The sequence below is a fragment of the Acetobacterium carbinolicum genome, assembly GCF_047456275.1.
Lineage (GTDB): Bacteria > Bacillota > Clostridia > Eubacteriales > Eubacteriaceae > Acetobacterium > Acetobacterium carbinolicum.
In genome coordinates this window covers 213,650-229,733 of record NZ_CP173357.1, presented here as the reverse complement: position 1 = coordinate 229,733, position 16,084 = coordinate 213,650, and the positions used below count along the sequence as shown (strand labels likewise).

Here is a 16,084-nt window from a genome sequence, read left to right as displayed (position 1 = left end):
ACTGCTAAATCTATCGGATTTCTTTGATATCAACCAACTCGATTTCGGCCATGGTACGATTGGATTTTAAGCAATCCAGCAGCGCCTGGGCGGTATCTAAAGAAGTCAGCAGAGCAATCGAGGTTTCCACACATTTTCGTCGCATCCGAACATCATCATGATGGGGCATTCGACCCTTGCTTGAGGTGGAAATCACGTAGTTCAGCTTGCCGCTTTCAATCAGATCACCGATGTTTGGCTTGCTTTCCGCCAATCGACGAACCACCTTGGTGGGGATATTGTTTTCGTTGAGAATCAGGGCCGTTCCCACGGTGCCGTAGATAACAAAACCCATCTCATGGAATTGGCGACCGATTTCTACAATACCTTCTTTATCCCGGTCTTTAACGGTGAGCAATACTCCCCCGGAACGTTCCATGCTTCGGCCGGAAGCAACCAGACCTTTATAAAGCGCATCGGCAAAGGTTTTGGCAACGCCTAAAACTTCCCCGGTGGATTTCATCTCTGGTCCCAACTGGGTATCGACATCCTGAAGCTTGGAGAAACTAAACACCGGCACCTTAACGGCTACATAGTCACCCTCTGGATGGAGACCCGGCACATAGCCGAGGTCGGCCAGCTTGTCACCCAACATCATTTTGGTGGCAATGTTGACCATCGGGATATCGGTGACCTTGGAAATATAAGGCACCGTTCGGGATGATCGGGGGTTAACCTCAATCACATAAACTTCATTTTCATAAATAACATATTGAATATTGACCATTCCGACAATATCCAGCGCCTTGACCAGACGACCGGTATAGTCGATGATGGTATCTTTGGTACGGTTATCCAGGGTTTGCGGGGGATAAACTGAAATCGAATCCCCGGAATGAACCCCGGCCCGTTCAATATGTTCCATAATCCCCGGGATCAGGTAATTTTCGCCATCGCTGATGGCATCTACTTCGACTTCTTTTCCCATCAGGTATTTATCAATCAAGACCGGATTTTCCAGTTCCACCGTGGTGATAATATCCATGTACTCGACCACATCTTCCTGTTCATAGGCAATGATCATGTTCTGTCCGCCCAGCACATAAGAAGGCCGAAGCAGCACTGGGAAGCCTAACCGCTTCGCCACTTCCACCGCTTCATCCGTGGTATAAACCGTTTCGCCCTGAGGCCGGCGGATCTGACAGGACTCAAGCAACTGGTCAAAGACTTCCCGATCTTCGGCAGCGTCAATATTAGCCGGTGAGGTTCCCAATACCGGAACGCCCATTTCTTCTAAATAACGGGTCAGCTTAATGGCCGTTTGTCCACCGAATTGAACAATGGCGCCAATCGGTTTTTCCGTTTCCACTACCGAGCGCACATCTTCTTTGGTCAGCGGTTCAAAATAGAGTCGATCCGAAGTATCAAAGTCGGTCGATACGGTTTCCGGATTGTTGTTGATAAAAATAGCTTCATAGCCTTTTTCCCGAAGTGCCCAGGCACAATGTACTGAACAGTAGTCAAACTCAATCCCCTGGCCGATCCGGATCGGGCCGGACCCGAGCACCAGAATCCGTTCCTTACCCGAGGGATGTTCGGCAATAAATAAAGCCGCTTCATTTTCTTTATCCCGGGTCGAGTAAAAATAGGGCGTCTGCGCCGCAAATTCGCCGGCACAGGTATCAACCATTTTAAACGAAGCATAGGTTTTAGGATCTTCGTTGATTTTCTCGCCCGATAATTCCTCGATGGTTTTATCTAAAAAGCCGATTTCCCGGGCTACTCGCACCCGTTCTTCGGTTAAACCCAGGGTCGTCAGATCTTTTTCCATCACCGCCAGATGGCGCAGTTTATCTAAAAACCATTTGTCAATTTTGGTGATCGCAAAGATCGTATCCAGAGCAACGCCCCGCTTAATCGCTTCATAAACGACAAAAGAACGTTCATCATCCGAATCCGCAAGCATTTTCATGATGTCTTCATCACTCGCTTCCACCAATTTTTCAACGGTTAATGTTTCCATCCCCAACTCAATCGAACGAATGGCCTTCATCATCGCATGTTCAAAGCTGGAACCGATCGACATAATTTCACCAGTGGCCTTCATCTGAGTACCGAGGGTGCGTTTGGCATAAACAAATTTATCAAAGGGCCACCGGGGGAATTTAACCACAATGTAATCCAGAGCCGGTTCAAAGCAAGCTGTGGTCGTCCCTGTTACTTCATTAATAATTTCATCGAGTGAAAAACCTATCGCGATCTGACTGGCCACCTTGGCAATCGGATAGCCGGTCGCTTTTGACGCCAGAGCTGACGAACGGGAAACCCGGGGGTTAACCTCAATCACCGCATAGTTGAAGTTTTCCGGATTGAGGGCAAACTGACAATTACAGCCGCCTTCAACCTTCAGTGCGGAAATAATTTTAAGGGCGGAGGTCCGAAGCATCTGGTATTCTTTATCACTGAGGGTTTGGCAGGGTGCCACTACAATCGAGTCCCCGGTGTGAATTCCCACCGGGTCAAAGTTTTCCATACTACAGACGGTGATGACATTCCCTTTGGCATCTCGCATCACTTCAAATTCAATTTCTTTCCAGCCGGCAATCCCTTTTTCGACCAGAATCTGACTAATTGGTGACAGCCGAATGCCGTGGGTGGCGATTTCTTCCAGCTCCTGCTGGTTTGCCGCAATCCCGCCACCGGTGCCGCCTAAGGTAAATGCTGGTCGGACAATCACCGGATAACCGATAGTAGCCGCAAAGCGAACCGCATCTTCAATGGTAAGTACCACTTCGGAGGGAATACAGGGTTCGCCGATTTCGCGCATCATATCTTTAAAGGCCTGACGGTCTTCCGCTTTTTCGATGGTTTCCAGATTGGCGCCCAGCAGCTTGACATCATGGGCATCCAAAAATCCTTCCTTGGCCAATTGCATCGACAAGGTCAGGCCGGTTTGACCGCCCAGGGTGGAGAGTATACTATCCGGTTTTTCCAGCAGGATAATTCGTCTGATGACTTCCAGGGTTAAGGGCTCAATATATATTTTATCCGCCATGGCCTTATCCGTCATGATCGTCGCCGGGTTGGAGTTAATCAGAATAACTTCCAGACCATAGTTTTTTAAGGCCTTACAGGCCTGAGTACCGGCATAGTCAAATTCCGCCGCCTGTCCAATAACAATCGGGCCGGAGCCAATCACCAGGACTCGTTTAATATCGCTTCTTAAAGGCATCCTTGTTGCCCCCTTTCCATAAGATCAGTGAACTGTTCAAATAAATAGCCGGTATCGTTGGGTCCGGCACTGGCTTCGGGATGGAACTGCACCGTAAAGGCGTGGATGTCCGGATACTGCACCCCTTCGCAGGTGCCGTCGTTTAAATTAAAATGCGTCACGTTTCCCACTTCGGCCGGAATACTCTCCGGCACCACCGCATAACCATGGTTCTGGCTGGTGATAAAGACCCGATCTCTGGTGACATCTTTAACCGGCTGATTCATACCCCGGTGGCCGTATTTCAGTTTAAACGTTTCGCCGCCCATAGCTAAAGCCAGCAACTGATGTCCCAGACAGATGCCAAAAATGGGTTTGCCATAGTTGACAAAATCTTTGAGATTTTCAATGATTTCTATATTTTCAGCCGGATCTCCGGGTCCATTGGACAGCATGATGCCATCGGGATTAAGCATCCGGATTTCCTCAATGGTGGTGTTGGCCGGCATCACCGTGACATTACAGCCTAAGCGCAGCAACATCCGCAAAATATTGTGTTTGTAGCCATAATCAATCAGGGCCACGTGGTTGGCCCGGTTAACCTGGCTATAATACCAGCCCTTGTTTTTACGGGTCACAGCCTGAACCGGATTGACCACTTTAAAGTCCCGAATTTTTTCCATCAGCGCTTCCTTGGTGGTTTTTATGTCTTCGGTAGTAATCGCGCCGTTCATCGTGCCATGTTCCCGAATCACCCGGGTAATCGCTCGGGTATCGACGTCCCAGATGCCGATTTTATCCTGCTCAATCATAAATTCATTAATATTATGGGTATTTCTGAAATTCGATGGTTCTTCACACCATTCTTTGGTAATATAACCATTGATCCAGCTGCGTTCTGACTCCATATCATCACTGTTAATCCCATAGTTTCCGATTAAGGGATAGGTTTGCAGCACAATCTGTCCATAATAAGACGGATCCGTGAGCACTTCCTGGTAACCGGTCATTCCAGTGGTAAAGACGATTTCGCCGATGGTGGTGCCTTCGCACCCAAAATTATAGCCTTCGAAAACACTGCCATCCGACAGCACCAACCAGGCCCGCTTATCTCGTTTGTAATAAGACATTGTTTACCTCCATAACATAGTTTCAAAAAATACCTGATTGCACGCAACCAGGTATTTTAAATTTAGCACATTTATCGAATTGCTAAGTCCTCTCGGTCCGGGCCAACGCCGACATAGGCAATGGTCGTTCCAACCAAATCTTCAATTGTTTTAATGTATTTTTTGGCATTCTCTGGTAAATCTTCCAGCCGACGGATTTTCGTGGTATCACTCATCCAACCAGGAAGGGTAATATAAACCGGTTCGACCCGTTCCAGGTCTTCGGTACTCGGAAAACTTTTTACTAATTCACCATCTAATTTATAATCGACACAGATTTTAATTTCCGGCAGATCATCCAGCTTATCGATTTTACATAAGGCCAATTCATCATATCCGTTAATGGCATGGGTATATTTAAGTACCGGTATATCAATCCAGCCCAAACGACGGGAGCGGCCCGTTCTGGCACCAAACTCATCATCTGGTTTTTCTCCGGTCCCCCGCAGGATATCAATGGTGCCACCAAATTCTTCAGTTGGAAAGGGCCCAGCTCCCACCGCACTGGAAAAGGCTTTTGCCACCCCGATGACGGTATCAATTTTCTTGGCCGGGAATCCACCACTGACGGCGGCATAAGCGGCAATCGGGTTGGATGAGGTGACATAGGGGAAAATCCCCAGATCAATGTCTTTCATCGCTCCCAGTTGACCCTCAAAAAGAATCTTTTTATCGGCTTCAATCATATCGTGTAAATAGCCAACCGGATTAACGATCATATGGCTAAAGGTTTTTGCCCAGGCCTGACATTTTGCAAACAAAGCCTCCACGGTATAGGGTTCGATCTTATAGGAAGCCATTTGGTCATTAACCACTGGCACAATAATTTCCAGTTTCTTTTTGACATTGTCAAGATTTAGTAAATCTTCAAAGCGCAAGCTTTTTCGCATCGCTTTATAGGCATAGGCTTGACCAATTCCCCGCTTGGTTGTACCAATGCCGCCGCTGGCTTCCATCAGTTCATCCAGTTTTTGATGATAGGGCATGAGAATATGAGCTTTAGCCGATATTTTAAGTCCTGCCAGGCTTAACTTTGCTTCAATGATCTGTTGCATTTCTTCAAGTAAAACATCGGGATTAACAACCATGCCAGTTCCAATTAAACATTGACAATCTTTATTGAAAACACCACAGGGAATTAAATGAAGTTTGAAAATACCATAATCATTAATAACAGTATGACCTGCGTTGTCGCCCCCTTGAAACCGAACAATTAAATCAGACTGTTTGGCGAAATAATCCACCATTTTGCCTTTGCCTTCATCGCCCCATTGGGCGCCAACTAATACAGAAATCGACATATATTCTCATTCCTTCCATCAACCTCAGATCAGAAACATCTCTGCCGAGCTGGAATTTCTTCCCGTTTTACCAGAGTATTTTGATCAAACACCACTAACTTAAGCATCTATAATTATTTAATGGGATCATTTTTTCCCACAGTATTATAACATAAAGCCCGCGAATTTGTTCCACATATTTTTATTTTTTTAGATGATATTGTTTACATTTTTCTTTTCACCCTTTAATCCCGTTTACGCTTAAAAACAATCTTCTGTTTTTAAAGCTTATCATGTAAAAAGCTTCATAACAAGGGTTTATCTCGTTAGGAAGCTTAATTTAATGTTTTTTTATCATTATTTATTGTACTACTTTTTATCATAAGTTTTGATAATCTGTTCGGCGACCTTTCGGGGTGATGTTCGCATATCCATGGCCTTCTTTTGAATATAGCGATGAGCCTGGTCTTCCGTCATATCCAAATGCCCCATCAGAAAGAGTTTGCCCCGATAAACAACGCCTAAATCTTCAATTTTTGCTTTTAATGCCTGATTCTGACTTTGCAGTTTTTGGATTTTTTCCCGTGATTGACAAACAAATCGGACGTTTTGAACCAGCAGTTGCCGGTTTAATGGCTTCGGAACAACAAAAGCTGCTGTATCAGTCAGTTTTTCTTCAACATGATCCACCAACTCACTTTTGACAATGAGGATCACACCGACCATGAATTTTTCCAGAATATCGACCGCAAAATCTACACCGAATTCATCACCTAAAGGGGTGTTCACGATCACCAGATCATATTCAATTTCCTGAAGTCTCCGCCGGCCTTCTGCTGCCGAATTCGCTGAGTCAATGAGTTGAAAATTCATCGGACGCAAAATATCTGCCAGACCACGGATGACGTCATCTTGTTTACATACCAATAATACGCTGCTCATCCCCTTCACCTCCCACCATAGAATATTTTGCGTTTAATAAGTTAAGAGGTAGCGATCAATTTCCCAGGGGTGAACGGTTTTGATATAATCCATCCATTCCGCCGTTTTCAGCTCAATGAATTTTTCGGCCAGGTCTTCTCCCAAAACCGTCCTCATTAACGGATCCGCAGCCATTGCCGTCAGTGCTTCCATTAAGGTAATCGGGAGTTCCTGTAAGGTGTCTGCTACCAGCGGATCTTTGTTAATTTCGTCTTCTCCCAGCTTTAATTCATCCACTAACACCATTTTCTTCGCAATTCCTTCAAGACCTGCGGCTAGAATCAGGGCAAAGGTCAGGTAGGGATTGCAGGTGGGGTCCGGCCCCCGGAGTTCGAACCGATAATACTCATCAGATTCCATTGGAATACGAATCAGGGAAGTACGGTTTCCAAAACCCCAGCCAATATGACGGGGGGCTTCCTTGCCACCGGTTAAGCGTTTGTAACTATTGACCAATGGATTAGTAATCGCCGTCATGCCCTTAACATGAGAGAGCACCCCAGCAATAAAATGTTTTGCATCTTCTCCCAGAATACCACTGTTGTTTTTAAAAATATCATGGCCATCTTTGGATAAGGAAACGTGGATGTGCATGCCGCTTCCCGGTTCGTCCATCAGTGGTTTTGGTAAAAATGAGGCATGAACGCCATTTCTCTGGGCCACGGTTTTTACCACCGTTTTAAAGGTCATGATCTTGTCGGCTGATGAGAGCGCGTCGTCGTATTTAAAATCAATTTCGTGCTGTCCCCGACCGGCTTCGTGGCGGGAACTTTCAATTTCAAAGCCCATGTCTTCAAGGGTCAGACAGATTTCCCGGCGGGTATTTTCGCCCCGGTCATAAGGAGCCAAATCAAAATAGCCAGCCTGATCGGTAGGAATGGTGGTGGGATCGCCGTTTTCATCTTGCTTGAAAAGATAAAACTCACAATCGGCACTGGTATTAAACTGATATCCCAAAGCTTCTGCCTGCTTGATGGTTTCTTTTAGTATATAGCGGCTATCGGCCTCAAAAACATCTCCGTTAGGATACCTAATATCGCAGAGAATTCTCGCCACCTTCCCTTGCTGAGGGCGCCAGGGTAAAAGCTGAATGGTACTGATGTCCGGACATAAGACCAGATCGGTTTGCCGCGATTCCGGAAATCCAACCACTAAAGACGCGTCAAAAGGAATCCCACTAGCCAAAGCCCGTTCCATTTGCATGGCCGTAATAGCAATATTTCGATTTTGTCCAAAGAGATCGCAAAACTGAAGACGAATAAATTTTACATCATTCGCTTCTATGAATTTCATCGCTTCAAGTATATTTTTCGCTAAGCTCATTTTTAAACCTCCACTTATTTTAAACAGAAACAGCATCGATTTATTTTTAATGGCAATGATTAACCTAAGACTCTAGTCACTGCATTAAATCACTGCTTCTTTAAACTCATTCTATTATGAAAATTATCACTGCAAATCTGTCCACACAAGATTTTGGGTTATCTTTATCTTTTACCCCATTCTCCCATAAATCCACAGGATTTGTTTTGCTTGCATTGCCAAAACAAAAAAGAACATGCTAAATGATCCCCTCTATCATTAAAAAAATCACAGGAGGATCGAACGCCTTTGTTCTTTATAACGGTTCTTATTCTATTTTTGTATACAATGTACTTAAACTGATTTAGTTCTATCATTAAAACACATTTCCGCTGAGGTTTCAATTTTTTTTTGTTTTATTTTATCTGACAAGGTTTTCAGTTTCCATTTCCTGATAAAAACCCTTAAACTTTGCGTCCAAAAGGCTTTATCTCAATAACATTTAATCGTTATTGAACGGGGCCTTTTTCCATTTGAGCCAAAACAATTTGTCTTAACATTTCCATGGAACCGGCAAATTCCTCAAGACTTAAGTCCGGGACCCGTTCGGCCACTAGCCGATAGCCCGCTTCAAAGTCTTCCGCTGCATTGAGCGCCATCATCAAATCTGCATCACCCAACAAAGCATCCAACACCTTAATGTGTTTTTCTTCATCCATTTTAAATTCAATACTCATTTTAACTTTCCCTTCATTAATACATAATCGTTTGACGTTTACCAAACTTAAACATCGAAAATCATCTGCGATTGTTATCCTCTATTATATAGTAGACCCTTGTTTTTGTAAATCATTCCCGTTGGCTTTACAAAATGATAACCATTACATGTAATTTATTGTAAATTTTGCTTTACAAGAGACTTTTTCTCGTCTATAATAAGCTTAAATTTAAATACTGATAACTGTCACGCAAGTGACGATAGCAATGGTGCTTTGAGAGTGTAATGACCACTTCTCTAAGGCGCTTTTTTTTTAACCATTTTCTAAACGCAGTTATCGGGCTTTTCAGACTTCTTGTCTGAAACCTAATACCTTGTCAGAAAGAAGGTATTACAAAATGAGTAAAAGACCTTCAATTTGATTTTACTTAGCTTTTATTTTAACATATCTGACAATGGTGCCATGTATGTTATAATTATACAAATTATTATTTTTAGGAGGAAACAAACGTGCCAATTTATGAAAATGTATCCGAGCTTTTCGGATCAAAAGTTTTTAACTCCGGTGTCATGCGCAAGCGCTTACCAAAGCATATTTACGCTTCCCTGTTAAAAACAATGAAAGAGGATTTACCTCTGGAAGAAAACGTCGCTGAAGTTGTGGCAAACGCCATGAAAGATTGGGCTTTAGAACTGGGTGCTACTCATTATACACATTGGTTCCAACCAATGACTGGTATCACTGCTGAAAAGCATGATGCCTTTATCAACCCAACTGAAGAGGGTAAAGTTATCATGGAATTCTCTGGCAAAGAACTGATCAAGGGTGAACCGGATGCTTCTTCTTTCCCTTCCGGTGGACTAAGAGCGACCTTTGAAGCTCGTGGTTACACTGCCTGGGACCCAACGTCCTATGCCTTTATTAAAGGCACTACCCTTTACATTCCAACCATTTTCTGTTCCTACTCTGGTGAGGTTCTTGATAAAAAAACACCATTATTACGATCAATGGACACCCTTAATGATAATGCCAAACGGATTTTAAAACTTTTTGGTAAAGATGTCAAAAAAGTTACAACAACCATTGGTGCCGAACAGGAATACTTCCTGGTTGAACGGGATATGTTTAAAAAACGTAAGGACTTAATTCTTACTGGCCGTACTCTTTTTGGAGCTAAACCACCAAAGGGTCAAGAAATGGAAACACATTATTTTGGACGAATTCGTGGTCGTGTTGCCAATTATATGGCAGACCTTGATCGCGAACTTTGGAGTCTCGGGATTGCCTCTAAAACACGACATAACGAAGTTGCTCCAGCTCAACACGAGATGGCACCAATCTTCACTAACACCAATGTTGCCACCGATAACAATCAACTGATTATGGAATTCATGCAACGGGTTGCTTATCGTCATGACCTGGCCTGTTTATTACATGAAAAACCATTTGATGGGGTTAACGGCTCCGGAAAGCACAACAATTTTTCAATGTCCACCGACACCGGCGAAAACTTGTTAACGCCCGGCGATAACCCATCAGAAAATAAACAGTTCTTAGTGTTCCTTTGTGCCACCATTGAAGCGGTCTATCGCTATAGTGAAATATTACGAATTTCAGTAGCAACTGCTGGTAATGATCATCGTTTAGGTGCCAATGAAGCTCCTCCAGCAATCGTTTCTGTTTTCCTTGGCGAACAGTTAACAGCCGTTCTTAAATCCATCGAAACGGGCGAACCAGTTACCGAAGCGAAAGACCTGGTGATGCAGCTTGGTGTTAAGAGTCTGCCAAACTTTATCAAAGATACCACTGACCGAAACCGCACCTCACCTTTTGCCTTCACGGGTAATAAATTTGAATTCAGAATGCTTGGTTCAAACCAATCCATTGCGGGTCCAAACATCACCTTAAATACCATTGTTGCTGATGTTTTATCTGACTATGCGGATATTCTGGAAAAAGCCGACGATTTTGAAGCTGCGCTGGATGCACTGCTCCAAAAATCTGTTAATGACAATAAAAAAATTGTCTTCAATGGCAATAACTACTCTGAAGAATGGGTCGAAGAAGCCGCCCGACGTGGCCTGCCAAACTTAAAAACAACGCCGGAAGCATTGGTCGAATTCACCTCAGAAAAAAATGTCGCTTTATTTGGCCGACATCATATTTTCACCCCAGCTGAAATGGCTTCCCGCCAGTCAATCCTTCTGGAAGAATACATTAAAACCATTAATATCGAAGCGTTAACCATGCTTAGCCTGGCAAAACGGGAAATTTCACCGGCGATCGTCACCTATACAAAAGAAGTGGTTGATACCCTAAGCACTAAAAAAGCCCTTGGCTCGATTGATGTAACTGGCGAAACGCTATTGGCTGAAAGATTATCCGCCCTTTTCGGAACATTTATTAAAGCTATCGATGACCTTGAAACAACTTTGGCGGCGGCCGAAGAATGTGAGTCTGAACAGGCTGAAGCCAACTATTTCTGTGCAAAAGTAATCCCTGCCATGAGTGCCCTTCGCGTGGCTGCCGATTCGCTTGAAGAAATCACAGCTGAAAAATACTGGCCATTCCCAACCTACGAAGATATCTTATTCTACGTATAATCAAAATACCACTATAAAAATAATCGGGGTCAGGGGGTTATACCCCTTCCCCAGTTATCATATTTCATGTAAAACTATAAGGAGGTTCATATGAAAAAGCTTGAAATAGTCATTAAACCCGAAAGATTGGAAGATCTGAAAGAAATCCTCAATACCTGTGATGTTCAGGGGATGATGATTACCAATATTATGGGATTTGGAAACCAGAAGGGTTATCAGAAATCCTATCGTGGAACAGCCTACACTGTTAATTTCCTACCGAAAATCAAGGTTGAAACAGTAACCGATGCCGAAACAGCGGGAATTATTATCAAAATTATTAAAGACCGTCTGGCAACGGATGACGAAATTGGCGGCGGAAAAATTTTCGTGTATGATGTGGAAGATGTCGTTCGTATTCGAACTGGCGATCATGGCGTTAACGCAATATAATATGAATAGAGAAAGTAATCCAAACTATCAAAGGAGATAGGTTTTAATAACACATTATTAAATCTGTCTTCTTTTTTTATACTTCAATTGATTACTTTGCTTCTATTTATATGATTTAATTTAATAAGAGAGGTTATTTATTATGGAATTATTAGCACTACAACAATATCTCGATATCGTATGGGTCTTTTTAGCAGCGGTGCTTGTCTTCTTTATGCAAGCAGGATTTGCGATGGTCGAAACCGGTTTTACTCGAGCCAAAAACGCCGGAAACATTATCATGAAAAACTTTGTGGATTTTATGATTGGCTCTGTTCTTTTCTTTTTGTTTGGTTTTGCCTTTATGTTCGGACCAGATGTCGCGGGTTTTATTGGGTTGGGTGGTTTCTTTGCTCCCCAAAACTTAACAAATGTGAGTGCCTTTGAATCGGTCACACCCGAATTATTTATCTTTTTCCAAACGGTGTTCTGTGCCACTGCATCGACAATTGTATCGGGTGCTGTTGCCGGACGGACCAAATTTTCTGTCTATTGTGTCATTTCAGCCTGTGTCAGCCTGATCATCTATCCGGTTGTCGGACACTGGGCATGGGGCGGCGGATTCCTCGGTGACATGGGATTTGTTGACTTTGCCGGATCCACCGTTGTTCACTCTGTTGGTGGTTGGACAGCTTTAATGGGTGCTATCATTGTTGGACCCCGAATTGGCAAATACAACAAAGATGGTAAAGCTAACGCGATTCCTGGTCACAGTTTAACCTTGGGCGCGCTTGGTGTCTTCATTCTCTGGTTTGCCTGGTTTGGTTTTAACGCCGGTAGCACCCTGGCCGTCACCCTGGATATTGGCCATATCGCCATGACCACTAACCTGGCTGCCGCAGCTGGTGGATTAACTGTTATGTTTCTGACTTGGATTCGTTACAAAAAACCGGATATTTCAATGACACTTAATGGCGTGCTTGGCGGACTGGTTGCCATTACCGCCGGATGCCTGGTTGTGGATCTCTATGGTGCTCTCCTGATTGGGATTATCGCCGGTGTTGTGATCACTTTTGGTATTCCTTTTATTGATCAAAAATTGCATATTGATGATCCCGTTGGCGCTGTTGCCGTTCATGGAATGAACGGTGTTGTTGGAACCCTATTAGTTGGTATTTTTGCCAATTACCTGCCAGGCACTGAAGATGCAACGCTTGGCCTATTGTATGGTGGCGGCATTGACCTGCTCGTTGTACAAGCGATTGGTGTGATCTCAGTTGCCGCCTGGACCTTGAGTGCTGCTTTTCTCCTCTTTTATGGTCTTAAGAAAACAGTGGGTCTGCGCGTTGATAAAGTTACTGAAATTGAAGGCCTTGATGTTCATGAACACGGTATTGAAGCTTACTCTGACTTTGTCAGCCGCATGAACTAAATCCTTCCGTGTTTGCTTTAAAATCACAATCACTATCCAGCGGGGGATTCTAAACACCCCCCTTGTTTTAAAATCCCCCCCCAGGACTGATTGATGATTCTAAACCTTATGTTGTGACAAAAAAGCCCGGAAATTTCTTCCCGGGCTTTTTTCTTTAATTACTGACTATCATACTCGATTAAATATTTATGATCGGCATTTTAAAATTCTGCAAAGGCCTTACCAAACTCCACACAACGGCGGCGCCCCGCTTTATCGGGTTCACCTAAGATGGCCAACCCTTTGTCAAATAAAACGGCCCCCAGATCTTTTACCTGGTTCTCCCACTCCTCCATCCACTTGCCATCACCCCAGCCGTGGGAGCCAAAAAGAGCGATCTTTTTTCCTTTCAGATGACCGGAAATTGCCTTAAAAAAAGGCTCGAATTCGCTTTTTTCAAGCGCTTCCCCTTCCATCGCCGGACAACCCAGGGCAATTTTATAATAACTATCGATACTTTTAAGATCAAAGTCAACCACGTTAACTAGAATCGCTTTAGCACCAGCTTCATCAATACCATTTGAAATTTTTTCGGCCATAATCTCAGTGCTTTCTTTATAACTCCAATATATTACGCCAATTTTATCTACCAGTTCCATCTCTGTTTCTCCTTATGTTTTAATTTACAGTTGTTTAATTATATACCCCAAAGCAAGTCCGTTATTCTAAAGTCTCCAGTTGGCTATTAATTTTTTTTAATTCTTGAGCCAGAAGCGCAACGCAAACTTGCAGATGATCTTCAAGCAAAGCCTTGTTGTACCGTAATCCTTCCCGATAATAGGCCCGGGTTTTTTCCTGAATGGCAAATTTACCCAGGAGCCCTACTACCGGGATGGCCAATAAAACCGCCCCGGCAATTGAAGTTCCAATTTTGTCGCTTTTCTTAATCTGAAAATGGATAATCTGGGGGATTTTCTGTCTGTCCGTCACTTCTACCAGGGCATTACCCGAGAATTGACTACTGAAGGCACTAAAAAAATCATAGGCCTCATTAAACAGCGCATCTGACTCCCTGCCAATCTCGTCAAATATCTCTTGGGCGTAGATATCAAAATATTCATTACGGCTGACTTCTTTTTTTCCGGAGGTTGGATTTATAAAACCCACATGTCTTTTTACCACTTCCTGACAATCCCTAAACCAATTATTTATTTTCTCCTGACCGATCGTTGTGAGTATTTGCGGCATTTTGCTGGAAATGGAGTAAAGTAGATTGACCTTGATCCGATGAATGATTTTTTCTTTACCAAAGACTTCCGTTTTCTTGCCGCCAAGCAGTGTTTTGGCGTGGCTGGAGACCTCAACAATATCCTGATTTCGGACGCTGGTTTTTTTAATGATCTCGGTTCGCATCGCCGTAATGGCGGTTTCCACATTCATCACATCACAATGAGTCAGCACTACCAACACCGGGTTGCCATCCTTCCCCAGAACCTCGATCATTTCCAAATCAAAATCTTCCACCCGAGCCGATTTGGCTGATAGACAATAGATAATGGTATGGAACCAGTCTTTAATTTCCCGGACATCATGTTGATTAAGCACTTCCTGAATCAGGGCTTTCCAGCTTTCGGATTTATCGGCTTCAAGACCCCAGGAGTCATAGAGGTTGAGGATCAGCTGGGGACTTAGCATAATGGTTTCTTCAAAGATTCCCATCCCGGTCACCGGCCGTCCGGCACCGGTTTTTAATACTTCAGTACCAAAAATATAATTACACAACGATGTTTTCCCGACCCCGGTTTTTCCCAGAATCAAGACATTGGTTTCGCAGCGCCTATCCATGTCGACCGACTTTAAACCATTCTGTCATGAGTTTGGCAATGTTCTCCCCGTTAAAATAGTCAGCCCACTCAATTTCTTTACCTTCTTCAAATACCGCGGTGGCGCATCGAAAACAGATCTCCGAAATGGCATAACCCATGGCGGCGGTAAAGCTGGAGGCCACTGCGGTGTTAACCGTAGTACCAATAGCGGTTCCCACTCCGGGAATCAGTTTAAAGAGATTGGCACTAAGGGTTTGCGCGAGTAATCGGCCCGATTCAGAAACCACCACCGAACCCACCAGTGATGACAGATTCCTAAGCTTCTGATCCAGTCCATAGGTTTTCATGATGTGCAGCGACATCTTAATCTGGATCGGCACCAGCAGCGCCGCATCCGAAAAAGGAATCGGAGTCAACGCCACGCCCGCTGCCGCGCTGGTATACAGGGGTATAATCTTATGATTAATCAGCTTTTTTTTAGCATCCAGATTGCCTTTTAAGGCACTGATAAATCCTTCTCGCAGAGATTCATCGAGATGATCAATGGCCCAGCCAATCAGTTCCTCCCATTGCAGATAATCCTGCAAAGCGGCTTTCACCGCCGGATCATCGGTTGCACTGGTGCGGAAAAATTCCACCTGACAATGGTTTCTAATCGCCACTTCCATCGCTTCAAGTTCTTCGGCATCGAGGTTATCGATTTGGGTCAGCACCACTGCCACCGGCAGCTTTTTTGCTCTGAGCATCTGGATCACATCGACATCCATATCGGTTACCCGTTTATTTCCGCCCGAGATGCAATACCAGACCTCATGGATCTGATGGCTCAGAATAGGATCGGTTTGATTTTCTTTTGACGGTTTTGCGGTAGCATCTCGAAGTTCATTAATCCATCTTTCCACGTTGGCCTTGTACTTAGATATTTTTTCGGTTCCGACTTCATATCCTTCGGTATCAAAAAGAACCACCCCAGTATTTTCCTGCTGATACTTGGTTATCCCCTGGGTCACCGGAATACCATGGCCAATTCGAGCCAATGCGACCCCAAAAACATAGTTCACCACCGAGCTTTTTCCGGCACCAGTGGCACCACAAATTAAAATGTTTGGTTTCTTGATGCCTGCACTGATTTCGCTAAGCGTTTTTTCAAAATCATCGGGCTGATCGTCTTTCATCATGTCCTCCTTTCTTG

12 protein-coding genes are annotated in these 16,084 nt (G+C 44.0%); 3 read left to right on the top strand and 9 right to left on the bottom strand.

Annotated elements, in window-relative coordinates:
• Window positions 1–10: 10 nt before the first annotated feature.
• The 6 genes from carB to ACIZ62_RS01075 form a co-directional block, all read right to left on the bottom strand.
• Window positions 11–3,211 carry a carbamoyl-phosphate synthase large subunit gene (carB, locus tag ACIZ62_RS01100; protein WP_414151090.1) on the bottom strand — a complete coding sequence of 1,067 codons (3,201 nt, stop codon included), beginning with the start codon at window positions 3,209–3,211 and terminating at the stop codon, window positions 11–13.
• Entirely contained in the window at window positions 3,202–4,320 is a 1,119-nt protein-coding gene (gene carA / locus ACIZ62_RS01095) for a glutamine-hydrolyzing carbamoyl-phosphate synthase small subunit (protein ID WP_414151089.1), read from the bottom strand. The genes carB and carA overlap by 10 nt, the downstream gene beginning before the upstream one ends.
• 71 nt (window positions 4,321–4,391) lie before the next feature.
• Window positions 4,392–5,660, bottom strand: coding sequence for an adenylosuccinate synthase (locus tag ACIZ62_RS01090; RefSeq protein ID WP_414151088.1), 1,269 nt, complete (start codon window positions 5,658–5,660; stop codon window positions 4,392–4,394).
• Between the two features lie 348 nt (window positions 5,661–6,008).
• A complete protein-coding gene (locus ACIZ62_RS01085) occupies window positions 6,009–6,581 on the bottom strand; it encodes an ANTAR domain-containing response regulator (RefSeq protein WP_414151087.1) in 573 nt (190 codons plus the stop codon).
• A gap of 33 nt (window positions 6,582–6,614) precedes the next feature.
• The gene (glnA, locus tag ACIZ62_RS01080) at window positions 6,615–7,943 is read right to left on the bottom strand and encodes a type I glutamate--ammonia ligase (protein WP_414151086.1); all 1,329 of its coding nucleotides are present in this window, start codon (window positions 7,941–7,943) and stop codon (window positions 6,615–6,617) included.
• 488 nt (window positions 7,944–8,431) lie between these two features.
• Complete coding sequence (locus ACIZ62_RS01075; RefSeq protein ID WP_414151085.1) at window positions 8,432–8,659, bottom strand: hypothetical protein; 228 nt, start codon at window positions 8,657–8,659, stop codon at window positions 8,432–8,434.
• Window positions 8,660–9,210: 551 nt separating this feature from the next.
• Here ACIZ62_RS01075 and ACIZ62_RS01070 point away from each other — a divergent pair.
• The 3 genes from ACIZ62_RS01070 to ACIZ62_RS01060 all read left to right on the top strand — a co-directional run bounded on the left by ACIZ62_RS01070 (window position 9,211) and on the right by ACIZ62_RS01060 (window position 13,087).
• Window positions 9,211–11,244: a glutamine synthetase III gene (locus ACIZ62_RS01070; protein ID WP_414151828.1), complete on the top strand. Its 2,034-nt coding sequence runs from the start codon at window positions 9,211–9,213 to the stop codon at window positions 11,242–11,244.
• Between the two features lie 90 nt (window positions 11,245–11,334).
• Window positions 11,335–11,676, top strand: a complete 342-nt coding sequence (locus ACIZ62_RS01065) for a P-II family nitrogen regulator (RefSeq protein WP_414151084.1) — start codon at window positions 11,335–11,337, stop codon at window positions 11,674–11,676.
• A 142-nt stretch (window positions 11,677–11,818) separates the two neighbouring features.
• Window positions 11,819–13,087 carry an ammonium transporter gene (locus tag ACIZ62_RS01060; RefSeq protein WP_414151083.1) on the top strand — a complete coding sequence of 423 codons (1,269 nt, stop codon included), beginning with the start codon at window positions 11,819–11,821 and terminating at the stop codon, window positions 13,085–13,087.
• Between the two features lie 200 nt (window positions 13,088–13,287).
• On the opposite strand, the gene ACIZ62_RS01055 is transcribed toward ACIZ62_RS01060, so the two are convergent.
• The 3 genes from ACIZ62_RS01055 to ACIZ62_RS01045 form a co-directional block, all read right to left on the bottom strand.
• Entirely contained in the window at window positions 13,288–13,725 is a 438-nt protein-coding gene (locus tag ACIZ62_RS01055; protein WP_414151082.1) for a flavodoxin domain-containing protein, read from the bottom strand.
• A gap of 61 nt (window positions 13,726–13,786) precedes the next feature.
• Window positions 13,787–14,911 (bottom strand): GTPase, encoded by a 1,125-nt coding sequence (locus ACIZ62_RS01050; protein WP_414151081.1) that lies wholly within the window; start codon window positions 14,909–14,911, stop codon window positions 13,787–13,789.
• Window positions 14,904–16,067 (bottom strand): YcjF family protein, encoded by a 1,164-nt coding sequence (locus ACIZ62_RS01045; protein ID WP_414151080.1) that lies wholly within the window; start codon window positions 16,065–16,067, stop codon window positions 14,904–14,906. The genes ACIZ62_RS01050 and ACIZ62_RS01045 overlap by 8 nt, the downstream gene beginning before the upstream one ends.
• Window positions 16,068–16,084: the final 17 nt, after the last annotated feature.